Origin of the sequence: Streptomyces sp. NPDC042638, from assembly GCF_040647235.1 — a bacterium.
Classification (GTDB): Bacteria; Actinomycetota; Actinomycetes; order Streptomycetales; family Streptomycetaceae; genus Streptomyces; species Streptomyces rameus.
In genome coordinates, this window is the sequence record NZ_JBEZBT010000002.1 from 253,622 (window position 1) to 276,132 (window position 22,511).

The following is a 22,511-nucleotide window of genomic DNA, read 5'->3' on the forward strand; positions in this document are numbered from 1 at the left end:
GGCCCCGCACCGCCGGAGCCGTTCCCTGCCCCGCACCGCCGGAGCCGTCCCCGGCCCCCGCACCGCCGGAGCCGTCCCCAGCCCCCGCACCGCCGGAGCCGTCCCCAGCCCCCGCTCCGTCCGAGCCGCCCCGGCCCCGCCCGCCCCCGCCCGTCTTTGTCAAAAGCGTTGACGAAATGGGCGCGCCCCTCCTACCTTCGACGCGTCGTACTTCGTACGTCATATATGAGACGCCGTATATGAGACGCGATATGAGGTCCGGGAGGGCCGCATGACCTCGGTGCCCACGCCGATCCCGTCCCGCACGCAGTACGTGCTGGACGCCATCAGACACCGCATCCTCACCGGCCTGCTGACACCCGGTCAGGCCCTGGTCGAGACCGAGCTGGCCGCGCAGTTCGGGGTCTCCAAGACACCGGTGCGGGAGGCGCTGAAGACCCTCGCCGGCACCGGCCTGGTAGTGATGAGCCAGTACAAGGGCGTCACGGTCCGCACGGTGGACGCCGCGATGGCGCGTGAGGTCTACGACGTGCGGCTGCTGCTCGAACCCGAGGCCCTGCGCAGAACCGTCCGGCGAGGCGCCTGCCTCGACGCCGCCCGCGACGCGCTGACCCGCGCCGACGACGCCACCGACACCGCCGAACGCTCCCTCGCCAACCGGGAGTTCCACCGCGCCCTGTACCTGCCGTGCGGCAACCCGCTGCTCGGCCGGATGCTGGACGAGGTCCGCGACCAGGCCGCCCTCGTCTCCGCCGTCGCCTGGGCCGCCGCCCCCTCCTGGGAGCGGGAGGCCGCCGAACACCGGCAGATCCTGCGGCTCGCGGCGGACGGCGACGCGGACGGCGCCGCCGGCGCCCTGCACGCCCACATCGCGTCCTTCGTACACCGTGCGTTCCCCGAGTCCCTCCCCGCGGAAGGCGAGCGATGAGCGGCATGACGTTCGAGACCCAGCGGGCGGCCCTGGCCGACGTGGTGGCCATCCCGGTGACCCCCTTCGCCGCGGACGGCTCCGTCGACACCGGCGCCCACCGGGCCCTGCTGCGCCGCCTGCTCGACGGCGGGATCAGCACCCTCACCCCGAACGGCAACACCGGCGAGTTCTACGCCCTCAGCCCCGAAGAGCGCCGGCTGGTCGCCGAGATCACCGTGGCCGAGGCCGGCGACCGCGCCGCCGTCCTGGCCGGTGTCGGCCACGACCTGCCCACCGCGATCGCCTCCGCCCGGCACGCCCGCGACCTCGGCGCCGGGATGGTCATGGTCCACCAGCCGGTGCACCCGTACGTCTCGGCGGCCGGCTGGGTCGACTACCACCGCGCCATCGCCGAGGCCGTCCCCGGGCTGGGCGTGGTGCCGTACGTCCGCGACGGACGGCTGCCCGGCACCCGGCTCGCCGAACTCGCCCACCACTGTCCGAACGTCATCGGCGTGAAGTACGCCGTCCCGGACGCCGCGCGGTTCGCGGCCTTCGCCCGGGACGCCGGCCTGGACCGCTTCGTGTGGGTGGCCGGGCTCGCCGAACCGTACGCACCCTGCTACTTCTCCGCGGGCGCCACCGGCTTCACCTCCGGGCTCGTGAACGTCGCCCCGGCCGTCTCGCGGGCCATGCGGGAGGCGCTCCGGTCCGGTGACCACCCGGCCGCCATGAAGGTCTGGGAGCGGATCCGCCGCTTCGAGGAGCTGCGCGCCGCGGACGGCGGCGCCAACAACGTCACCGTCGTCAAGGAGGCCCTCGCCTCGCTCGGCCTGTGCCGCCGGGACGTCCGCCCGCCGGGCAGGCCGCTGCCCGAGGACGAGCGCGCCGAGGTCGCCGCCATCGTCGCCGGATGGTCCGTGTGAAGCGGCCGGAACAGCTCAGGAGCCACCAGTGGTACGGCACCGACGGTCTGCGCTCCTTCAGCCACCGCGCCCGTACCCGCCAGCTCGGCTACCTGCCCGAAGAACACCTCGGCAAGCCGGTCATCGCCGTCCTCAACACCTGGTCCGACATCAACCCCTGCCACGTCCATCTGCGCGACCGTGCCCAGGCCGTCAAGCGCGGGGTGTGGCAGGCGGGCGGCTTCCCGCTCGAGTTCCCGGTCTCCACCCTCAGCGAGACCTTCCAGAAGCCGACCCCCATGCTGTACCGCAACCTGCTCGCGATGGAGACCGAGGAGCTGCTGCGCTCGTACCCGGTGGACGGGGCGGTGCTCATGGGCGGCTGCGACAAGTCCACGCCCGCGCTGCTGATGGGCGCCGCCTCCGTCGACCTGCCCGCCGTCTTCGTGCCCGCCGGCCCCATGCTCCCCGGCCACTGGCGCGGCGAAGTCCTCGGCTCCGGCACCGACATGTGGAAGTACTGGGACGACAAGCGGGCCGGTCTCATCGGCGACTGCGAGCTGGCCGAGCTGGAGAGCGGCCTGGCCCGCTCGCCCGGCCACTGCATGACGATGGGTACGGCGTCCACGCTCACCGCCGCGGCCGAGGCGCTCGGGGTGACCGTGCCGGGCGCGTCCAGCATCCCGGCGGTGGACTCCGGGCACGACCGGATGGCCGCGCGGGCGGGCCTGACCGTCGTCGGACTCGTCCACCGGGACCGGAAGCTGTCCGACGTGCTCACCCGGGAGGCCTTCGAGGACGCCGTCGTCACCGTGCTGGGCCTCGGCGGCTCCACCAACGCCGTGATCCATCTGATCGCCATGGCCGGCCGGGCGGGCGTACGGCTCACCCTGGACGACTTCGACCGCATCGCCCGCACGGTCCCGGTCCTCGCCGACGTCCGCCCCGGCGGGCAGCGGTACCTGATGGAGGACTTCCACTTCGCGGGCGGCCTGCCCGGCTTCCTCTCCCGGATCACCGACCTGCTCCACCTGGACCGGCCCACCGTCTCGCACGACACCCTGCGCGAGCAGCTGGAAGGCGCCCGGGTCCACGACGACGACGTCATACGGCCCCGGGACAACCCGGTCGCCGACGAGGGCGGGGTCGCGGTGCTGCGCGGCAACCTCTGCCCGGACGGCGCGGTCATCAAGCACATCGCCGCCGAGCCCCGCCTGCTGAAGCACACCGGCCCCGCCGTCGTCTTCGACGACTACCGGACCATGCAGCGCACCATCGACGACCCGTCGCTCGGCATCACCGCCGACAGCGTGCTGGTACTGCGGGGCGCCGGCCCCAAGGGCGGCCCGGGCATGCCCGAGTACGGCATGCTGCCGATCCCGGACCACCTGCTGAAACAGGGTGTGCGGGACATGGTCCGCGTCTCCGACGCCCGGATGAGCGGCACGAGCTACGGCGCGTGCGTCCTGCACGTCGCGCCCGAGTCCCACGTCGGTGGTCCGCTGGCCCTCGTGCGCACCGGAGACCTCATCACCCTCGACGTCGGGGCGCGCACCCTCCGACTCGACGTGGACGACGAGGAGCTGGCGCGCCGCAGGGCGCGGTGGACACCGCCGCCGCCGCGCTACGAGCGGGGATACGGCGCGCTCTACAGCGAGCAGGTGACCCAGGCGGACACCGGCTGCGACTTCGAGTTCCTCGCCAGGCCGGGCACGGTGCAGGAGCCGTACGCGGACTGAGCCGCCGTCGGCGACACCACGGCACCGCCGCGACGACCGCCCAGGCGAACGGGGCCGCCGCCCATGCGAGCCGGATGTCGTAGGGCGCCCGCCGGGCCCTGGAAGTTCCTCGCACATCGTCTCCGAGGTGGAGTTCCCCTCCGCACCGCACGGCCGCGAAACCGGCCATGGGACCGCCCCCGGTGGCCCTGTTCCGGAGCGGAAGGTGCGTATCGATCGGGTAACAGCCCTCGCAGAGCCGGGTGTTATGCGCGTAGACAGTCTCTGACCTGGTGCATCACTCCTATTCAGCAATCCGGAGCATTCATGCGGAAGTCCCTCAAGGCGGTCGCGGCCGGCGCCGCCTGTGTCGTGGCCGGTGCGGCGCTGTACGGCGCGGGCGCAGCCACCGCCGGTCAGTCGACGGCGAACTCCACCCACGAGCCGTACAACATCGGCCAGTTGGTGAAGGACATCGACACCTACTACGGCACCACCGCCGACAGCGACGGCGTCTACCAGGCGTCCCCGGACAGCCCGTACGCCAAGGACCTGGCGCGCCTCGACCGGGACGCCGAGCGTTACATCGACAAGGCCGCCCGCAAGGCGCACCACCGGGGCGAGAAGCCGGCCGTCGTCTTCGACATCGACGACACGCTGCTGCTCAGCCTCGACTACGAGAAGCGCTACAACTACACCTACAACGCCACCACGTGGAACGACTACGTGAACAAGGCGGACCGCCCGGCCGTCTTCGGCAGCCCGGAGCTGGTGCGGTACGCCGAGTCCAGGGGTGTCGAGGTCTTCTACAACTCCGGTCTGAGCGAGTCCCAGCGCGCCGGCGCGGTCGAGAACCTGAAGAAGGTCGGCGCCGATGTGAACCTCGACGCCGGCCACGTATTCCTCAAGGACAAGGCCAACCCGCCGGCCTACCTCAAGGACTGCGCCACCCCGGGCACCTGGACCTGCACGACCGTGCAGTACAAGTCCGGGACCCGCGAGCACATCGAGCGCGACCTCGGCTACGAGATCATCGCCAACTTCGGCGACCAGTACTCGGACCTGGACGGCGGCCACGCCGACCGCACGTACAAGCTGCCGAACCCGACGTACTTCGTCGGCTGAGCCCACCCGGAAGGCGGCGGGCGGCCGCTCGCACGCGGCCGCCCGCCCACCGCGCGGTCACTTCAGGGCCGCTTGCATCATCGCCTTGGCCACCGGCGCCGCCAGACCGTTGCCGCTGACCTCCGACCGGGCCGCGTCCGACTGCTCCACCATCACGGCGACGGCCACTTCCCTGCCGTTGCTGTCGGACTTCCCGTAGGAGGTGAACCATGCGTACGGCGTCTTGCTGTTGTTCTCGCCGTGCTGCGCGGTACCGGTCTTGCCGCCGACGGTCACCCCGTCGATCAGCGCGTTCGTGCCGGTGCCGTCCTTCACCACCGTCTCCATCGCCGACCGGAGCTGCTCGGCGGTGGTGGAGCTGATGATCTCCTTGGTGCCGGCACTGTCGTCCAGGTCCGCCAGCACGTCACCGCCACTGTCGGTGATCTGCGACACCATATGCGGCGAGACCAGCTTGCCGTCGTTGGCTATGGCCGCGGACACCATGGCCATCTGGAGCGGGGACGCGGTGACGTCGAACTGGCCGATCCCGGAGAGCGCGGTCTGCGCCTTGTCCATGCCGGAGGGGTAGACGCTCGGGTACGCCCGCACCGGCACGTCCTGCTTCTGGTCGTTGAAGCCGAACTTCTCGGCCATCGCCTTCACCTTGTCCTGCCCCAGCTCGACGGCCATGTGACCGAAGACGTTGTTGCAGGAGTACCGCAGGGCGACCCGGATCGAGGCGTTCCTGCACGGCGCCGACTTGCTCTCGTTCGGCAGCGGGCGCACGGTGCCCGGCATGATGTAGGGATCCGGACTGTCGGTGGGCACGTCCACGTTCTTGTAGAGCCCGTCCTCCAGCGCCGCCGCCGCCACGACCAGCTTGAACGTCGAGCCCGGCGGCAGCGGCTGCCGCAGCGCGCGGTTGGTCAGCGGCTTCTCCTTGTCCGCGTTGAGCGCCTTCCAGGCCGACCCGGCCGAGTTCGCGTCGGTGAGCGACGCGGGGTCGTACGACGGGGTCGACACCACCGCGAGGATCCTGCCCGTCGCGGGGTCGATCGCCACGGCCGCGCCCTTGTTGCCGCCGAGCGCCCGGTATCCCGCCTTCTGCACGGCCGGGACGATCGTCGTGAGCACGTTGCCCGGATCGGCGCGCCGGTCCGTGACGGTGTCCATCACCGTCTTCAGCCGGGTGTCCGTGCCGTTGAGCAGGTCGGTGTAGATGCCCTCCAGCTGCGTGGGTGCGTAGGCCTGCGAGGCGTAGCCGGTCACCGGCGCGTACAGCTTGCCGTCCTTGTACGTCCGCTTGTACGCGAGGTCGCCGCCCTTCGTCCGAGCGGAACCGGTGATGGCGTTCCCGCCCACGATGATGTTCCCGAGCGGCTCCGAGTACGTCTCGATCGCGTTCCGCCGGTTGTGGTTGTCTTCTGCGAGGGCCTTGCCGTCGTAGAACTGCACCCATGTCGCCCTGACCAGCAGGGCGAGCACGAGCAGCAGCGCGAAGACGGACGCCCGCCTGATCGTCTTGTTCATCCCGCTCGGAAGACGATCGGGACGCGGGTGTTCGTTCCCGTACGACCGGATTTCTCATCCGGCGTTCAGGAAGTTCACCGCTCCCCGGACCCGCTCCCCAGGATGAGCACGACCTCCTCGATCTCCCGCCCCCGCCCGTTGGCGAACCCCCGTGCCCGGGCCGTCTCACGGAACCCGCACTTCGCCAGCACGCGCAGCGAGCCCCCGTTGTCGGCCGCCGCCCGCGCGTACAGCGGGCGTTCGGGGACCTCGGCGAGCAGGGCCCGCAGCGCGGCCGTCGCCACGCCCCGGCCCCAGTAGGCGCGGTCGATCCAGTACGTCACCTCGCGCTCGCCGGCCACGCCGTAGACCGCCGCGTTACCGGCCACGGTCCCGTCGGCCAGGACCGTGCGCAGTACGTCGGAGGTGCCGCGCAGGCGCTTCCAGTAGGCCGCGAACGCCTCCGGGTCGGCCAGCCCCTCCGGGCCGAACGCGGCCATCCGGACGGCCTCCGGGTCGCTCATCTGGCGGTGGAACACCGGCAGGTCACTGTCCTGTACGGCGCGCAGCGCGATCTCCATGGCTCCGAGCCTACGACCGGCGGGCTCAGAGTCTGCGCGTCGCCAGCGTCAGCCGGTCGCGCGCGTCGAACAGCGCGTCCTTGATCGTCTGCTCGTGGGCGGGGGTCAGCCGGGCCACGGGGACCGAGCAGCTGACGGCGTCCCGGGCGGGCGTGCGGTACGGGATGGCCACGCCGAAGCAGCGCAGGCCCAGCGTGTTCTCCTCGCGGTCCACCGCGAAGCCCTGCTCCCGGACCTGGTGCAGCTCCTCGATGAGCTTCTCCCGGTCGGTGATGGTGTGCTCGGTGAGCGCGGGCAGCGTCTCCGGCAGCAGCTTGCGCACCTGCTCGTCCGGGTAGCTGGCGAGGATCGCCTTGCCGAGGGAGGTGGAGTGGGCCGGCAGCCGGCGGCCGACCCGGGTGAAGGGGCGCAGGTAGTGCTGGGACTGGCGGGTGGCCAGGTAGACCACGTTGGTGCCGTCGAGCCGGGCCAGGTGGATGGTCTCCGCGGTGTCGTCGGAGAGCCGGTCCAGGGTCGGGCGGGCGGCGGCCACCACCTCGTCGCCGTCGATATACGACGTGCCCACGAGCAGCGCCCGCACCCCGATGCCGTACCGCGTGCCGGTGGCGTCCGTCTCCACCCAGCCCAGCTCCACCAGCGTGCGCAGCAGCATGTACAGGCTGGACTTGGGGTACCCCACGGCCTCCTGCACGGCCGCGAGGGAGTGCATGCCGGGCCGGCCGGCGAAGTATTCGAGCAGTTCAACGGTCCGTACCGCGGACTTGACCTGCGCCCCGCCCCCTGCGTCGCCTGCCGTCATCGCCTGTGACCCCTTCGTTCGACGAGGACTGAGATATATAGTCTCCGAGCAGCATATTCATCATCAGAGACGGCGTTCAGTATATCGAACGCTGCTGATGGGTGACCTGGATAGTCCGAGAAAGTGCGGCCTTGACTGGGAGGGACCCGCGGTGACAGCAGCACCAGTCTGGAGTGTCGACCCGCGCACCGGGAAGCGGCACGAGCAGGTTGCGGTGGAAGCCACAGCCCAGGACGTGGACGCGGCCGTCCGCGCGGCCCACGCGGCGCGCGGCGCGCTCACCGACCGCACGGTCCGCGCGGCCTTCCTGCGCTCGGCCGCCGCGGGCCTGGACGCGGCCCGGGACGGCCTGGTCGGGACCGCCGACGCCGAGACGGCACTCGGCCCGGCCCGGCTCACCGGCGAACTGGCGCGCACGACATACCAGTTGCGGGCCTTCGCCGGCATCGTCGACGAGGGCGGGTTCCTCGACGTCATCGTCGACCACCCCGACGACACCGCGACCCCGCCCGTCCCCGACCTGCGCCGCTACAAGGTGCCGCTCGGCGTCGTCGCCGTCTACTCCGCCTCCAACTTCCCCTTCGCCTTCTCCGTCGCAGGCGGCGACACCGCGAGCGCGCTGGCCGCGGGCTGCCCGGTCGTCGTCAAGGCCCACCCCGACCACCCGGCCCTGTCCGAGCTGGTCGCCGAGGTGCTGCGCCGGGCCGCCGCCGAACACGGCATCCCCGAGGGCGTGCTCGGCCTGGTGCACGGCTTCGACGCGGGCGTCGAGCTGATCGGGCACCCGCTCGTGGCCGCCGCCGGCTTCACCGGTTCGGTACGGGGTGGACGGGCGCTCTTCGACGCCGCCGCCGCACGCCCGGTGCCGATCCCGTTCCACGGAGAGCTGGGCTCGCTCAACCCGGTCCTGGTCACCGAGGCCGCCGCGGCCGAGCGGGGCGAGGAGATCGGCGGCGGGCTCGCCGGGTCGATGACCCTCGGCGTGGGCCAGTTCTGCGTCAAGCCCGGCCTGGTGCTGGTGCCCTCCGGCGCGGGCGGCGACCGGCTGGTGAAGTCCCTGGCCGACGCCGTCGGCGACGCCGACGCCGGGGTGCTGCTCGACCACCGCATGCGGGACAACTTCGTCGCCGGGGTGGCCGAGCGCGCGCAGCTGCCGGACGTGGACGCGCCGGTCACCCCCGGCCCGGGCGGCGAACACTCGGTCAGCGCGGGCTTCCTGACGGTCCCGGCGGCGAAACTGGCCGCGGCGGGCGACTACGACGTGCTCCTGGAGGAGTGCTTCGGACCGGTGACCGTGGTGGCCCGCTACGCCGACGAGGGCGAGGCCAAGGCCGTTCTGTCGCGGCTGCCGGGCAACCTCACCGCGACGGTCCAGCTCTCCTCGGAAGAGGCCGCAGGTCACGGCCGGGGCCCGGAGCTGCTCGCCGAGCTGACCCCGCTGGCCGGACGCGTACTGGTGAACGGCTGGCCGACGGGGGTCGCCGTGGCGCCGGCCCAGCACCACGGGGGGCCGTACCCGGCGACCACCTCCACGTCCACCTCCGTGGGCGGTACGGCCGTCGAGCGGTGGCTGCGGCCGGTGGTCTACCAGAACGCGCCGGAGGCACTGCTGCCGCCGGAACTGCGCGACGACAACCCGCTGGGTCTTCCCCGGCGGTTCAACGGGGCGCTGGAGCGGTAGCACCGCGCTCCCGGCGCCCTGCGACAATCGGACGATGGACCTGGAACTTCCCCAACTGCCCTTCCCCCTGCGCACGTACGGCCCCGACGGACACTGGGCCCACGAGGACGGCGTGCTCACCGGATGGGCCGGGCCCCGGCAGGACCGGTTCGTGCCGCCCACCGGGGAGGCGCGGGAACCCGCTTCCGACGCGCCCCGGCTGCTCGGGGCGCCCGAGGGCGACTTCCAGCTGATCGCCCGGGTCACCGTGGGGTTCCGGGCCGCGTTCGACGCCGGTGTGCTGTACGTGCACGTCGGTGAACGGGCCTGGGCCAAGCTCTGCCTGGAGTACTCCCCGGACGTGCCCACCGTCTGCACGGTGGTCACCCGGGGACACTCCGACGACGCCAACTCCTTCCAGGCCGACGGGAGGTCGGTCTGGCTGCGGGTCAGCCGGACCGGGCGCGCCTTCGCCTTCCACGCCTCGCGGGACGGCGAGCGCTGGACCTTCGTCCGGCTCTTCACCCTGGGGGAGGAGAAGGAGACGGGCGCGGCGCTGGTCGGCTTCATGACCCAGTCGCCGCTGGGGGAGGGGTGCGTGGTCACGTACGACCACATCGAGTTCAGGGACACCTGGCCGAGCGACCTGCGAGACGGCAGCTGAGGTCGGACGTCGGGGCCAGCGGGGCCGCGCTGATCAGCAGGCTGAGCCGCCTCCGGCCTCGAAACCGCCGGCGACCGCCGGCGGCCCGGGCCACGACGTGACCGTCCGCACCGCCGAGCCGGGCCCGTTGCCGACGACCGGCGGCCTCGACCTGGTACGTCCCGCACTGTCGCCCGCTCCACGGCCGCAAGGCCACGACCTCCTGGGCGCACGCCGACGAGACGCGCAAGCGCCACCCGCGGGTGCCGGACCCGGTTCACCGAGGCCCCGCTGCCGCCGGTCCACGGACCAGGTGGCCGCCGCCTGCGGTCTCGGCACCGCCGGCTCACTGCGCGCCCACCTGGTCCGCCGCACCGGCCTCACCCCGAGCGCCTGCCGCGCCCGGTTCAGCAGGCACGCAACCGGCGCCGCGGCCCTCACGTCCTCCACTGCATGATCAGTGACCGCCTGCCCCGCGCCCTCGTGATCCGCCCCGCCCGCCCCGCCGAAACCGGGACCATCGCCGATCTGCACTTCCGGGCCCGGTCGACGTACTACCCGGACGGCGTCCCGCAGGGCGACGTCGACTGGGCGGAAGCCTGGCGCGGATCCATCGAGCGCACCGACGGGCGGGTGTTGTGCGCCGTCGAGCATGACCGGATCGTCGCCGTCGCCTCCTTCCGCACCCCCGACGGCGCACCCGCCGACCAGGTCAAGCTGTTCCAGTTCCACGTCGACCCCGGCCACTGGCGCGCCGGCATCGGTACGGCCCTGCACTCGGCCTGCGTGGAGGAGTGGCGGGCGGACGGCAGGCGCACGGCCGTCCTCGACGTGCACGTGGACAACCGGCGCGCCCAGTCCTTCTACGCCCGGCAGGGCTGGGTCCCGGATCCCGGGAACCCGCCCGCCGAGGGTGACCACCACCTCTTCCTGACCTTCGCCGTGCCGCCGCGGGAATGAAACACCCTGCTTGAACGTTCATGTACCGGCCGGGGAGATCCCCCGCGCCCGTACGACCTGGAGAAGAGCCGAAGACATGCGCGTCGAGATCTGGAGCGACATCGCCTGCCCCTGGTGCTACGTGGGCAAGGCCCGCTTCGAGAAGGCGCTCGCGGCCTTCCCGCACCGCGACGAGGTCGAGGTGGTGCACCGCTCCTTCGAGCTGGACCCGGACCGTGCCAAGGGCGACGCCCAGCCGGTGATCACCATGCTGACCGGGAAGTATGGCATGAGCGAGGCGCAGGCCCAGGCCGGTGAGGACAACCTGGGCGCCCAGGCCGCCGCCGAGGGCCTGGACTACCGCACCCGGGACCGCGACCACGGCAACACCTTCGACATGCACCGCCTGCTGCACCTCGCCAAGGAGCACGGCAGGCAGGACGAACTGATCCAGATCTTCTACCGGGCCAACTTCGCCGAGGAGCGTTCCGTCTTCACCGAGGGCGACGAACGCCTGGTGGAGCTGGCCGTCGAGGCCGGTCTGGACGCCGGGGCCGTCCGCATGGTGCTCGCCGATCCGCAGGCCTACGCCGACGCGGTCCGCGCCGACGAGCGGGAGGCCGCCCAGCTCGGCGCGAACGGCGTCCCGTTCTTCGTCCTCGACCGCACCTACGGCGTCTCCGGGGCCCAGCCCGCCGAGGTCTTCAGCCAGGCGCTGACCCAGGCCTGGGGCGAGCGCTCCCCGTTGCGGCTGGTCGACCAGGGTGACGCCGGCGCCTGCGGCCCGGACGGCTGCGCGGTCCCGCAGCACGGATGAAAGTGCAGGTCGGCGGGGTCGTATAAGTGTTGCTAAGACGCACCACGTAAAAAATCGCGATGGACGGGCAGTTCCCCGGGACGCAGAGTGGTCCCATGGAGACCAGGGAGACGTTCGACAGCCTCGTCCGCGCCGAGTTCCGGCCGAAGAGCACCTACCTCAACACCGCGAGCAACGGTCTGCTGCCGGCCCGCACCGTCACCGCCCTCCAGGAGGCGGCCCTGCTGCGGGCCGAGGGCCGGCCGCTGACCCCGCTCTACGAGGACGTCGAGGCGAGCCGGGCCGCGTTCGCCCGGCTCGCCGGTGTCCCGGCCACCCGGGTCGCCGCGGGTGCCTCGGTCGCCGCGCACACCGGCGTGATCGCGGCCTCGCTGCCCGCGGGCGCCGAAGTCCTCACCGCCGAGGACGACTTCACCTCCGTGTCCAACCCCTTCCACGTCCGCGGCGACCTCAAGGTCCGCACGGTACCGCTGGAGCGGATCGCCGAGTCCGTCCGGCCGGGCACCGCGCTCGTCGCGGTCAGCGCCGCGCAGTCCGCCGATGGCCGGATCGCCGACCTGCCCGCCCTGCGCGAGGCGGCCCGCGCCCACGGCGCCCGCACCTACGTCGACTTCTCCCAGGCCGCAGGCTGGCTCCCGATGGACGCCGGCGCCTACGACTTCACAGCGAGCGTCTCCTTCAAGTGGCTGCTGGGCCCGCACGGCGCGGCGTTCCTCACCGTTCCCGAGGACTTCGGCGGACTGTCCCCGGTGCTCGCGGGCTGGGTGGCGGCCGAGCGGCCGTGGGACAGCTGCTACGGCCCGGTGGCCGAACTGGCCCACTCCGCGAGGCGGTTCGACCTCACCCACGCCCTGTTCACCTTCGCCGGCCTGCGCCGGTCCCTCGAACTCGTCGAGGAACTCGGCGTGCCGGCGATCCACGCCCACGACGTCGCCCTCGCCGACCGGTTCCGCGCGGGACTCGCGGACCTCGGCCACGAGCCGGTGGCCGCCCCCGGCTCGGCGATCGTCTCGGCCCCCGGGCTCGGCTCCCGGCAGGGGAAGCTGAGCGAGGCCGGCATCGAGGTCTCCGACCGCGCGGGCAACCTGCGCGCGGCCTTCCACCTCTACAACACGGACGCGGACGTGGACCGGCTGCTGGCAGCCCTGGCCTGACACGACCGGGCCGGGGCCTCCCGTCCCACACGAGGAGGCCCCGGCCCGGTGGCTCACAGGGACACTTCACCGGGGTACCGGGGTGAAGTCCCTGACGTCGTCATCGGGTCATCGCACGGGAGTGAAGTCCCTCGCCCCGATGAAGTCCGGCCGGCGCACCGGCGCCGCGAACGGGTCCACCGCCGTGTTCTCCACGCTGTTGAACACGATGAAGACGTTGCTGCGGGGGAACGGCGTGATGTTGTCACCGGAGCCGTGCATGCAGTTGCAGTCGAACCAGGTGGCCGAGCCGGCGCTGCCGGTGAACAGCCGGATGCCGTGCTCGCCCGCCAGCGCGGTCAGCGCCTCGTCCGACGGCGTGCCCGCGTCCTGCATCTGCAGGGACTTCTTGTAGTTGTCCTTCGGCGTCTCCCCGGCGCAGCCGAGGAACGTCCGGTGCGAGCCGGGCATGATCATGAGCCCGCCGTTAGTGTCGAGGTTCTCGGTCAGCGCGATCGAGACGGACACCGTGCGCATGTTCGGCAGGCCGTCCTCGGCGTGCCAGGTCTCGAAGTCCGAGTGCCAGTAGAAGCCGCTGGCGCCGAAGCCCGGCTTGACGTTGATCCGGGACTGGTGGACGTACACGTCCGAGCCGAGGATCTGCCGGGCGCGGCCGACCACGCGCTCGTCGCGCACGAGGTCCGCGAACAGCTGGCTGATCCGGTGCACCTCGAAGACCGAGCGGATCTCCTTCGACTTCGGCTCCACGATGGAGCGCTCGTCGGCGCGGATCGCGGGGTCGGTGACGAGCCGGTCCAGCTCACGCCGGTACACCTCGACCTCGTCCGGGGTGATCAGCTGGTCGACGGCGAGGAAGCCGTCCCGCTCGTACGCCTGGAGGTCGGCCGTCGGGATCGGGCCCGGGGTGTCCGGGGAGCCCCAGATGACCGGGTCCTTGCGGGGGACGGTCACCTCGGTGGTGCCGCGGGTGGGGTACAGATCGGTGACGGTGGCGGTGGCCATCGTGTCTCACACCTCCTCGGGCTCGGTGAGCAGCGGGTAGACGCCGTTCTCGTCGTGGTCCTCCCGTCCGGTGACCGGCGGGTTGAACACGCAGATGCAGTGGAAGTCCTCCTTGACGCGCAGCGTGTGCCGCTCGTGCCCGTCGAGGAGGTACATGGTGCCGGGGGTGACGGTGTACGTCTTCCCGGTCTCGTGGTCGGTGAGTTCGGCCTCACCCCTGGTGCAGACGACCGCCTCGATGTGGTTGGCGTACCACATCGACGTCTCGGTGCCGGCGTACAGGATGGTCTCGTGCAGGGAGAAGCCGACGCGCTCCTTGGCGAGGACGATGCGCTTGCTCTCCCAGGTGCCGGACTTCGCCCGGACGTGCCGGTCGGTGCCTTCGATGTCCTTGAACGATCGGACGATCACGGTGCTGTGTCTCCTCCTTGCTGTACGGACTTGCTCCGCGGACCTGCGCTGCAGACTTGCTCTGCGGACCTGCTCTGCGGACCCGCGGTACGGAGCGGTTCAGACGGTTTCGCGGACGGCGCGGGAGAGGATGCTGAGACCCTCGTCCAGCTCCTCGGGCGTGATGGTGAGGGCGGGGAGCAGCTTGACGACCTCGCTCTCCGGGCCGGACGTCTCGATGAGCAGCCCGAGTTCGAAGGCGCGCCGGGCGACCCGCGAGGCGCGCTCCTTGTCGTGGAACTCCAGGCCCCACACGAGCCCGCGTCCGCGGTACTCCTTCACGTCGGCGAGGTTCTCCTCGGTGAGGGAGATCAGTGCCTGCTCGACCTGCTCGCCGCGGGTGCGGGTCTGCTTCTCCATCGCGGACCCGTCGGTCCAGTAGGTCTCCAGGGCGGCGGTGGCGGTGACGAAGGCGGGGTTGTTGCCGCGGAAGGTGCCGTTGTGCTCACCCGGCTCCCACACGTCCAGCTCGGGCTTGAACAGGCACAGCGACATCGGCAGTCCGTACCCGCTGATCGACTTCGACACGGTGACGATGTCGGGGGTGATGCCGGCCTCCTCGAAGGAGAAGAAGGCGCCGGTACGGCCGCAGCCCATCTGGATGTCGTCGACGATCAGGAGCATGTCCTGCCGCTCGCACAGCTCCGCGAGGGCGCGCAGCCATTCGGGCCGGGCGACGTTGATGCCGCCCTCGCCCTGCACGGTCTCCACGATCACCGCGGCGGGCCTGTTCAGGCCGGAGCCCTGGTCCTCCAGCAGCCGCTCGAACCACAGGAAGTCGGGCACCTGGCCGTCGAAGTAGTTGTCGAACGGCATCGGCGTGCCGTGCACCAGCGGGATGCCGGCGCCGGCCCGCTTGAAGGCGTTGCCGGTCACGGCGAGCGAACCCAGCGACATGCCGTGGAAGGCGTTGGTGAACGACACGATCGACTCGCGCCCCTTCACCTTCCGCGCCAGCTTCAGCGCGGACTCCACCGCGTTGGTGCCTGTCGGCCCCGGGAACATGACCTTGTAGGGCAGGTCACGCGGGCGCAGCACCAGGTCCTGGAAGCTCTGCAGGAAGGTCCGCTTGGCCGTGGTCGACATGTCCAGGCCGTGCGTGACCCCGTCCCGTTCCAGATAGTCGATCAACGCCCGTTTCAGGACCGGGTTGTTGTGCCCGTAGTTGAGCGATCCGGCACCGGCGAAGAAGTCCAGGTACGCATGGCCGTCCTCGTCGTACATCCGGCTGCCCTGGGCCCGGTCGAAGACGGTGGGCCAGCCGCGGCAGTAGCTGCGTACCTCGGACTCGAGGGTTTCGAACACGCTGAGGTCGGGCTGGGTGATGGTCACGGTGAATCGCTCCTCAGAGGGCGGTGGTCTCGGTCAGCGGGCCTATGCGGTACAGGACTTCGGGGTCGTGCGGGGCGCCCGGGAACAGGTCGGCCGGGAACAGCACCTCACGGCTGACCCGTGCGCCGTGCCGCTCGGCGAACGAGGTGAACAGACGCTCGGAGGCGGTGTTGCCGGGGGTGATGGTGGTCTCGAGTTCGGTGATGCCTCGCTCGGTGACGAGCCGTGCGGCCAGGCTGTCGAGCAGCGACGCGGCGATGCCGAGACCGCGGTGCCCGGCGTCGACGGCCACCTGCCAGACGAGCAGGGTGCGGGGGCGGTCCGGCCGCAGGTACCCGGTGACGAAACCGACCGGCTCCCCGTCCGCTCCGCGCGCCACCACCGACGTGCCGGAGAAGTCCCGGCACCACAGCAGATAGCTGTAGGAAGAGTTCAGATCGAGGGTTTTCGAGTCCTTGGCGATACGCCAGAGCGCGGCTCCGTCGGCCGTCGCCGGTTCTTCGATGAGCAGGTCTGCGGGTGCGGCAGTCATGCGGCACGAATTTAGCGAGGCGAATTCGAAAATGCACGGGAGCTACGACGGGGGCTCTCCGGAGCCTAGGTGGAATGTCCGAATAGTCCTACGTCAAATCGGTACAAAAAACCCTCGCTGTGGAACGTGTCACAGCCCGGAAAGCGCGGCAAACCGTCCGGCAAACTTCCCTGTTTAGCTCTGCAAAAAGCGGGCAGAAGATGGTGGGAAGCTATCGTCGGGGGAATTGGCGGGGATTGTGAAAATAAATTGAATTCGGCGTTCGGTAATTCTGAACGCGGGCGGGAGTCCGGGGGCGGACCCCCCGGGAATCACCGCCGGCGCCTAACGCCAGGCGTTCTCCACGGCCTGGCGGGCCGCGATCGGATCCACCGTCAGTCCCTGCTCCGCGAGAGCCGCGCCCAGGGCGGCGAGGCAGCCCTGCACCGCGCCCGGCGTCGCGTCGGGCCCGTAGTGGTTGACCCGGATCATCTCCTTGGCCAGGGCGCCGCCACCGGCCGCCAGCGGCAGTGCCGGGTCGCTCTCCAGCGCCCGCGCCACCAGCTCCGAAGCCACCACGCCGGGCGGCACCCGCAGCGTCGTGGCGACCGGCGCCGCGTCCCTCTCCTCGTGCACGTACGGCGCCAGGCCCCCGCCCAGCGCCACCGCCCCGGCCCGCGACGCCAGCGCGGCGCGCCGGTGCCGGGCCATCACCGTCTCCAGGCCGGCCGACTCGATCCGCTCCAGGCAGGCCTCCAGTGCCAGCATCTCCAGCTGGGCCGGAGCGTGCGGCAGTGCCCTGCGGCCGGCGTCGGTCCAGCGCTCCTTCCAGTCCAGCAGGGAGAGGTAGGAGCGACGCGGTGCGCGGGGGTTGGCGGCCATACGGGCCCACGCCCGCTCGCTCACCGAGATCGCCGACACGCCCGCCGGGCCGCCCATCGCCTTCTGCGCTCCGATCACGCACAGGTCCACGCCCCACGCGTCCGGCAGCACCGGCTCCGCGCCCACGGAGGCCACCGCGTCCAGGTAGAAGAGGGCGCCCTGCTCCCGGACCGCCTCGCCGATCTCCGCGACCGGGTTGGTGTTGCCCGTCGCCGCCTCCGCGTGCACCAGCGACACGAAGCCGATCTCCGGGTGCTCGGCGAACGCCTCCCGGATCTGCCTGGCCGTCACCGCCGTGTGGAAGGGGACGGCGAGGTCGTGCACGGTGGCGCCGGCGTCGCGCAGCCAGTCACCGAAGGTCCGGCCGTACGGTCCCGTGATCACGTTCAGGGCCACCGTGCCCGGGCCGGCCGCCGCGCGGATCGCGCCCTCCAGAGGCAGCAGCGCCTCGCCCTGGGTGATCAGGACGTCCTGCCGGGTGTCCAGCAGCCGGGCCACGGCGTCCTCGATGGCGGCGAAGCGCTCGGCACTCAGCGGGGGCAGATCGAGGAAGGGGTGGGTCACGGCGGTGCTCTCTTCGCTCTTGGGGGATCGACTCCACCGATCTTAGGTCGAAAGGCTTCGTAACCATGGGTTTGATTTGAGAGACTCAAACCCTTCCTTATAATCGGAAGCCACAGTTCCCCCACAGGAGATCTCCCCATGAAAACGCTCGTAGGGCGCCGGACCCGCCTTCTGGCCGCCACCACCGCGACCGCCGCACTCGCGCTCGGCGTGGCCGGCTGCTCCTCCAGCGACTCGGGGAGCGGCAAGACCACCGTCAAGGGGGTCCACCTCGCCAAGGGCGGTCAGCTGACCACCTGCACCCACCTGCCGTACCCGCCGTTCCAGTCGGACGTCGACGGCAAGGTGCAGGGCTTCGACGTCTCCCTGATCGACCTCGTCGCCAAGAACCTCGGCGTCAAGCAGCAGATCCTCGACACGCCCTTCGAGAACTTCAAGACCGGCGCCTTCCTGAACTCCGGGCAGTGCGACCTGGCCGCCGCCGGCATGACCATCACGCCGGAGCGCGCGAAGAACGTCGACTTCTCCGACCCGTACTTCGAGGCCACCCAGGCCGTCCTCGTCGACAAGAAGAGCGGCGTCAACTCGCTCGCCGACGTCAAGGCCAAGGGCAAGAAGCTCGGCGCCCAGGCGCAGACCACCGGCGAGGACTACGTCCGGGGCAAGGGCTACGACCCCATCTCCTTCGAGTCCTCCGACGCGGTCCTCAACGGTCTGCGCACCGGCCAGGTCCAGGCCGTCGTGATCGACTACCCGGTCGTCCAGGGCTGGCTGAAGGACAAGGCCAACGCGGACAAGTTCAAGATCGTCGACAACCTCAAGACCGGTGAGCAGTACGGCTTCACCGTGAAGAAGGGCAACAAGGCGCTGCTCGACGCCATCAACAAGGCTCTCAAGGACGCCAAGGCCGACGGCACCTACAAGAAGATCTACGAGAAGTGGATCGGCCCGTACAACGCCTCCGTGGCCTCTCCCGCCGCCTCATGACCGGTACGGACACCACACTCCAGCCGAAGAAAAAGGGGCTGACCCGGCGCCAGAAGCGCCGCCTGTCACAGGGTGTGCAGTACGCCGTCTTCGCCGCCGCCGTGATCGCCTTCGCGGTCACGGCGGACTGGGGGCGGCTGCAGAACCAGTTCGCCCAGGCCGACATCGCGAAGCAGATGTTCCCGGACGTCATCACCCTGGCGCTGAAGAACACCGTGCTCTACACGCTGTCCGGCTTCGTCGTCGGGCTCGTCCTCGGCATGGTCATCGCGCTGATGCGGCTGTCCTCCGTGGGCCCGTACCGCTGGCTGGCCGGCGTCTACATCGAGATCTTCCGCGGCCTGCCCGCCCTGCTGATCTTCATCTTCGTCGGCGTGGCCGTCCCGCTCGCCTTCCCCGGCACGGAGATCCCGGGCGGCACCTACGGCAAGGTCGCCATCGCGCTCGGCCTGGTCTCGGCCGCCTACATGGCGGAGACCATCCGCGCCGGCATCCAGGCCGTGCCCAAGGGACAGCTGGAGGCGGCCCGCTCGCTCGGCTTCTCACCGGCCAAGGCCATGATCTCGATCATCATCCCGCAGGCCTTCCGGATCATCCTGCCGCCGCTCACCAACGAACTCGTCCTGCTCTTCAAGGACTCCTCCCTCGTGCTGTTCCTCGGCGTCACCCTGGAGGAGCGGGAACTGTCCAAGTTCGGCCGGGACCTCGCCAGTACGACCGCCAACTCCACGCCGATCCTGGTCGCGGGCCTGTGCTACCTGCTGGTCACCATCCCGCTCAGCTTCGTCGTCCGCCGCATGGAAGCCAAGGCCCAGGAGGCGATCCGATGAGCCGTCCGGAGATCGAGGTACGCGGACTGCACAAGTCCTTCGGCGACAACGAGGTGCTGCGCGGCATCGACCTGGAGATCGGCCAGGGCGAGGTCGTCTGCGTCATCGGCCCCTCCGGCTCCGGCAAGTCGACGCTGCTGCGCTGCGTCAACCTGCTGGAGGAGCCCACCAAGGGCCAGGTCTTCGTCGGCGGCACCGAGGTGACCGACCCCGACGTCGACATCGACGCCGTACGCCGCCGGATCGGCATGGTCTTCCAGCAGTTCAACCTCTTCCCGCACCTGAACGTCACCGAGAACCTCGCGCTCCCGCAGCGCCGGGTCCTCGGGCGGGACAAGGCGACGGCCGCGCGGATCGCCGCCGAGAACCTGGCCCGGGTCGGCCTGTCGGAGAAGGCGGACGCCTACCCGTCCTCCCTCTCCGGCGGTCAGCAGCAGCGCGTGGCCATCGCCCGCGCGCTCGCCATGGGCCCCGAGGTGATGCTGTTCGACGAGCCCACCTCCGCCCTCGACCCGGAGCTGGTCGGCGACGTCCTCGCCGTCATGCGCATGCTCGCCCGGGAGGGCATGACGATGATGGTCGTCACCCACGAGATGTCCTTCGCCCGCGAGGTGGCCGACCGGGTCGTCTTCATGGACGGCGGCGTGATCGTCGAGGACGGCAGCCCCGGCCGGGTCATCGGTGATCCGCAGCACGAGCGCACCCGGCACTTCCTCTCCCGCCTGCTCGACCCGGCGATGGCCGAGGTGGAGGAGGGAGCCCCGGACCAGGTGGGGAAGTCCGAACCGTAGGTCGTTAGGGTGCCGTGCATGAGCGATGGCGCGGTGCTGCACGTGAAGGGCCGGGTCCTGGCGGGACCGGACGACGTCCGTGACGAGCTGTGGGTGGTCGGGGGCCGGATCTCCTACGACCGCCCCGCCGGGGCCGGGGACGTCCGGACCGTCGAGGGCTGGGCGCTGCCCGGCCTGGTCGACGCGCACTGCCACGTGGGCCTCGACGCGCACGGCCCGGTCGACGCGGCCACCGCGGAGAAGCAGGCGCTCACCGACCGGGAGGCGGGCACCCTGCTGATCCGCGACGCCGGCTCCCCCTCCGACACCCGCTGGATCGACGGCCGGGACGACCTGCCGAAGATCATCCGAGCCGGCCGGCACATCGCCCGCACCCGCCGCTACATCCGCAACTACGCCTGGGAGATCGAACCGGACGACCTGGTGGCATACGTCGCCCAGGAAGCCCGGCGCGGCGACGGCTGGGTCAAGCTGGTCGGCGACTGGATCGACCGCGACCTCGGCGACCTCGCCCCCTGCTGGCCCCGCGAGGCGGTCCGGGCCGCCATCGCCGAGGCCCACCGGCTGGGTGCCCGGGTCACCGCCCACTGCTTCGCCGAGAACTCCCTGCGCGACCTGGTCGAGGCGGGCATCGACTGCATCGAGCACGCCACGGGCCTCACCGAGGACCTGATCCCGCTGTTCGCCGAGCGGGGCGTGGCGATCGTCCCCACCCTCGTCAACATCGCCACCTTCCCCAGGCTCGCCGAGGGCGGCGACAAGAGGTTCCCGCGCTGGTCCGCCCATATGCGCCGACTGCACGAGCGGCGCTACGACACCGTGCGCGGCGCCTACGACGCCGGTATCCCCGTCTACGTCGGCACCGACGCCGGCGGCTCGCTCGCGCACGGACTGGTCGCGGCGGAGGTCGCCGAACTGGTCACGGCCGGCATCCCGCCCGTCGAGGCGCTCTCGGCGACGAGCTGGGGCGCCCGCGCCTGGCTCGGCCGCCCCGGCCTGGAGGAGGGCGCGCCCGCCGACCTGGTGGTGTACGAGGCCGATCCCCGGGCGGACGTACGGGTGCTGGCGGCGCCGCGACGGGTGGTGCTGAGCGGGCACGTCGTCGAGTAGACGTGCCGGTGATTCGAATCGGCTTGCGGGAAATCCACGTTCGAGTGAAGTGACCCAGGATCGCTGACCGTTCACCCACAGTGCGTACAAGGTTGACGTGTCCCAAGCATGTCCCGTCTGGGGGTCCCACCGCCTTGAACAGCAACGATTTCCGCATGCCCGCACGCCGCCTCGCCGCGCTCGCCACGGTCACCGCCCTCACGGCGGCGCCCGCGGTCCTGGGCGCGGGCGCGGCGCACGCGACCACCGGCCACGGCCGCGCCTCCGCCGTCGTCCTGCGCACCGCACTCGACGTGTCCCTGCTCGACAAGACCGTGAACGTCCCGCTCGCGGTCTCCCTCAACGAGGTCCAGGCACCGCGGAGCGCCGACAGGACCGCGCTCTCCGCCCGGCTCGACGGCGTGAACGGCGGTGAACCGTTCACCATGCTCGGCGCGGACGTCGCCTCGGCCAGGGCCACGGTGACGAAGGAGCGCGCCGAGGGCTCGGTCCGGGTCGTGGGCGCCAGGCTGCACGTCCCCGGCCTGCCCCTGCTCTCCCTGATCCAGGCCGACACGGTCACCGCCAGGGCCACCTGTGAGGCCGGCAAGGCACCGGCCGCCTCGGCGAACGTCCTCGGCGCGGTCACCGTCCTCGGCCGACGCGTCACGCTGACCGCCGGTGGTACGACCGAGGTGAAGGTGCCCGGCGTCGGTGAGGTCCGCCTCGACCTCTCCCGGCGCACCACCACGACCCGTACGGCCGCCGCGACCGCCCTGGAACTCAAGGTCTCCGTCAACCCGTTGAAGCTCAACGTCGCCGACGTCGAGGGCACGGCCACCCTGGCCAAGGCCACCTGCGAGTCCCCGCCCGCCCCGCCCACCCGCAAGCCGGTGCCGAGCCACGACCCGGCCGCCGACGTCCGCCCGCAGGGCGCCCCGGCCCAGGCCGACCTCGCGGAGACCGGCGGCAGCTCGGCGACCCCGTACATCGCGGGCGGCGCGCTGGCGCTGCTGCTGTTCGGCGGGGGAGCGCTGACCCTGGCCCGCCGCCGAAAGCACTGACCCCGGCCCCCACCCGCCACCGGCGACCAGCCCACTTCCCCGACGGTGACGACCACGGCGGCACCCCGCCGGAACCGGGCGGGCGGTGCTGGAGGCCCCCGGGGGCCTTCGGCCGGGCGGCGGCACGGGCCGGGACGGGGGGCCGGACTGCCGGTTCCTGCCGGGCGGTGGCATCGGTCCGGGCGGGGTGGCTTTCGGCCGGGGGCCCGAGCCGGGGGGCTTGCGGTCGGGTGGCGACTCGGGCCGGGACGGGGGCCGGTCTCCGGT

General features: G+C 71.5%; 22 protein-coding genes and 1 pseudogene. 15 read left to right on the forward strand and 8 right to left on the reverse strand.

The genetic code is table 11. The features are described from left to right. Nucleotides 1-271: 271 nt before the first annotated feature. The 4 genes from AB0B40_RS02755 to AB0B40_RS02770 all read left to right on the forward strand — a co-directional run bounded on the left by AB0B40_RS02755 (nt 272) and on the right by AB0B40_RS02770 (nt 4,658). Nucleotides 272-928: a GntR family transcriptional regulator gene (locus AB0B40_RS02755; protein WP_362262321.1), complete on the forward strand. Its 657-nt coding sequence runs from the start codon at nt 272-274 to the stop codon at nt 926-928. Next, entirely contained in the window at nt 925-1,836 is a 912-nt protein-coding gene (locus AB0B40_RS02760) for a dihydrodipicolinate synthase family protein (RefSeq protein WP_362262324.1), read from the forward strand. The genes AB0B40_RS02755 and AB0B40_RS02760 overlap by 4 nt, the downstream gene beginning before the upstream one ends. After that, the gene (gene araD, locus AB0B40_RS02765; protein WP_345050899.1) at nt 1,824-3,554 is read left to right on the forward strand and encodes an L-arabinonate dehydratase; all 1,731 of its coding nucleotides are present in this window, start codon (nt 1,824-1,826) and stop codon (nt 3,552-3,554) included. The genes AB0B40_RS02760 and araD overlap by 13 nt, the downstream gene beginning before the upstream one ends. Nucleotides 3,555-3,860: 306 nt before the next feature. Then, complete coding sequence (locus AB0B40_RS02770; RefSeq protein ID WP_345050901.1) at nt 3,861-4,658, forward strand: HAD family acid phosphatase; 798 nt, start codon at nt 3,861-3,863, stop codon at nt 4,656-4,658. 57 nt (nt 4,659-4,715) lie between these two features. On the opposite strand, the gene AB0B40_RS02775 is transcribed toward AB0B40_RS02770, so the two are convergent. The 3 genes from AB0B40_RS02775 to AB0B40_RS02785 all read right to left on the reverse strand — a co-directional run bounded on the left by AB0B40_RS02775 (nt 4,716) and on the right by AB0B40_RS02785 (nt 7,529). Continuing rightward, complete coding sequence (locus tag AB0B40_RS02775) at nt 4,716-6,170, reverse strand: penicillin-binding transpeptidase domain-containing protein (protein WP_345050903.1); 1,455 nt, start codon at nt 6,168-6,170, stop codon at nt 4,716-4,718. A 74-nt stretch (nt 6,171-6,244) separates the two neighbouring features. Continuing rightward, on the reverse strand, nt 6,245-6,730 hold the full coding sequence (locus AB0B40_RS02780; RefSeq protein WP_362262329.1) for a GNAT family N-acetyltransferase: 486 nt from the start codon (nt 6,728-6,730) through the stop codon (nt 6,245-6,247). Between the two features lie 25 nt (nt 6,731-6,755). Then, nucleotides 6,756-7,529, reverse strand: a complete 774-nt coding sequence (locus AB0B40_RS02785) for an IclR family transcriptional regulator (RefSeq protein WP_345050908.1) — start codon at nt 7,527-7,529, stop codon at nt 6,756-6,758. Between the two features lie 151 nt (nt 7,530-7,680). Between AB0B40_RS02785 and AB0B40_RS02790 the strand changes: the two genes are divergently transcribed. The 6 genes and pseudogenes from AB0B40_RS02790 to AB0B40_RS02815 all read left to right on the forward strand — a co-directional run bounded on the left by AB0B40_RS02790 (nt 7,681) and on the right by AB0B40_RS02815 (nt 12,742). Then, complete coding sequence (locus tag AB0B40_RS02790; protein WP_362262332.1) at nt 7,681-9,210, forward strand: aldehyde dehydrogenase (NADP(+)); 1,530 nt, start codon at nt 7,681-7,683, stop codon at nt 9,208-9,210. A gap of 34 nt (nt 9,211-9,244) precedes the next feature. Further along, on the forward strand, nt 9,245-9,853 hold the full coding sequence (locus tag AB0B40_RS02795; RefSeq protein ID WP_345050913.1) for a DUF1349 domain-containing protein: 609 nt from the start codon (nt 9,245-9,247) through the stop codon (nt 9,851-9,853). Between the two features lie 286 nt (nt 9,854-10,139). Continuing rightward, nucleotides 10,140-10,289: pseudogene (locus tag AB0B40_RS02800) on the forward strand (AraC family transcriptional regulator); the annotation flags it as partial. Then, nucleotides 10,286-10,792 (forward strand): GNAT family N-acetyltransferase, encoded by a 507-nt coding sequence (locus AB0B40_RS02805; protein WP_362262335.1) that lies wholly within the window; start codon nt 10,286-10,288, stop codon nt 10,790-10,792. The pseudogene AB0B40_RS02800 and the gene AB0B40_RS02805, both read left to right, overlap by 4 nt. Before the next feature lie 76 nt (nt 10,793-10,868). Then, nucleotides 10,869-11,588 carry a DsbA family oxidoreductase gene (locus AB0B40_RS02810; protein WP_345050917.1) on the forward strand — a complete coding sequence of 240 codons (720 nt, stop codon included), beginning with the start codon at nt 10,869-10,871 and terminating at the stop codon, nt 11,586-11,588. Between the two features lie 95 nt (nt 11,589-11,683). Further along, entirely contained in the window at nt 11,684-12,742 is a 1,059-nt protein-coding gene (locus AB0B40_RS02815) for an aminotransferase class V-fold PLP-dependent enzyme (RefSeq protein ID WP_345050920.1), read from the forward strand. Between the two features lie 108 nt (nt 12,743-12,850). Here the strand turns inward: AB0B40_RS02815 and thpD are convergent, their stop codons facing one another. The 5 genes from thpD to AB0B40_RS02840 all read right to left on the reverse strand — a co-directional run bounded on the left by thpD (nt 12,851) and on the right by AB0B40_RS02840 (nt 17,483). Beyond that, nucleotides 12,851-13,744 (reverse strand): ectoine hydroxylase, encoded by an 894-nt coding sequence (thpD, locus tag AB0B40_RS02820; protein ID WP_345050922.1) that lies wholly within the window; start codon nt 13,742-13,744, stop codon nt 12,851-12,853. Between the two features lie 6 nt (nt 13,745-13,750). After that, nucleotides 13,751-14,155, reverse strand: a complete 405-nt coding sequence (locus tag AB0B40_RS02825) for an ectoine synthase (protein WP_345050924.1) — start codon at nt 14,153-14,155, stop codon at nt 13,751-13,753. A 99-nt stretch (nt 14,156-14,254) separates the two neighbouring features. After that, complete coding sequence (ectB, locus tag AB0B40_RS02830) at nt 14,255-15,526, reverse strand: diaminobutyrate--2-oxoglutarate transaminase (RefSeq protein WP_362262341.1); 1,272 nt, start codon at nt 15,524-15,526, stop codon at nt 14,255-14,257. Between the two features lie 13 nt (nt 15,527-15,539). Next, nucleotides 15,540-16,058 (reverse strand): diaminobutyrate acetyltransferase, encoded by a 519-nt coding sequence (gene ectA / locus AB0B40_RS02835; RefSeq protein WP_345050929.1) that lies wholly within the window; start codon nt 16,056-16,058, stop codon nt 15,540-15,542. Between the two features lie 324 nt (nt 16,059-16,382). Next, the gene (locus tag AB0B40_RS02840; protein WP_362262344.1) at nt 16,383-17,483 is read right to left on the reverse strand and encodes an aminotransferase class V-fold PLP-dependent enzyme; all 1,101 of its coding nucleotides are present in this window, start codon (nt 17,481-17,483) and stop codon (nt 16,383-16,385) included. A 138-nt stretch (nt 17,484-17,621) separates the two neighbouring features. On the opposite strand from AB0B40_RS02840, the gene AB0B40_RS02845 reads away from it, so the two are divergent. From AB0B40_RS02845 to AB0B40_RS02865, 5 genes are all read left to right on the forward strand, one after another. After that, a complete protein-coding gene (locus AB0B40_RS02845) occupies nt 17,622-18,470 on the forward strand; it encodes a transporter substrate-binding domain-containing protein (protein ID WP_345050933.1) in 849 nt (282 codons plus the stop codon). Next, nucleotides 18,467-19,300, forward strand: coding sequence for an amino acid ABC transporter permease (locus AB0B40_RS02850; RefSeq protein WP_345050935.1), 834 nt, complete (start codon nt 18,467-18,469; stop codon nt 19,298-19,300). The genes AB0B40_RS02845 and AB0B40_RS02850 overlap by 4 nt, the downstream gene beginning before the upstream one ends. Then, nucleotides 19,297-20,091 (forward strand): amino acid ABC transporter ATP-binding protein, encoded by a 795-nt coding sequence (locus AB0B40_RS02855; RefSeq protein ID WP_362262347.1) that lies wholly within the window; start codon nt 19,297-19,299, stop codon nt 20,089-20,091. The genes AB0B40_RS02850 and AB0B40_RS02855 overlap by 4 nt, the downstream gene beginning before the upstream one ends. Before the next feature lie 18 nt (nt 20,092-20,109). Next, nucleotides 20,110-21,201: an amidohydrolase family protein gene (locus AB0B40_RS02860; RefSeq protein ID WP_345050940.1), complete on the forward strand. Its 1,092-nt coding sequence runs from the start codon at nt 20,110-20,112 to the stop codon at nt 21,199-21,201. Nucleotides 21,202-21,335: 134 nt separating this feature from the next. Beyond that, the gene (locus tag AB0B40_RS02865) at nt 21,336-22,244 is read left to right on the forward strand and encodes an SCO1860 family LAETG-anchored protein (protein WP_362262350.1); all 909 of its coding nucleotides are present in this window, start codon (nt 21,336-21,338) and stop codon (nt 22,242-22,244) included. Nucleotides 22,245-22,511: the final 267 nt, after the last annotated feature.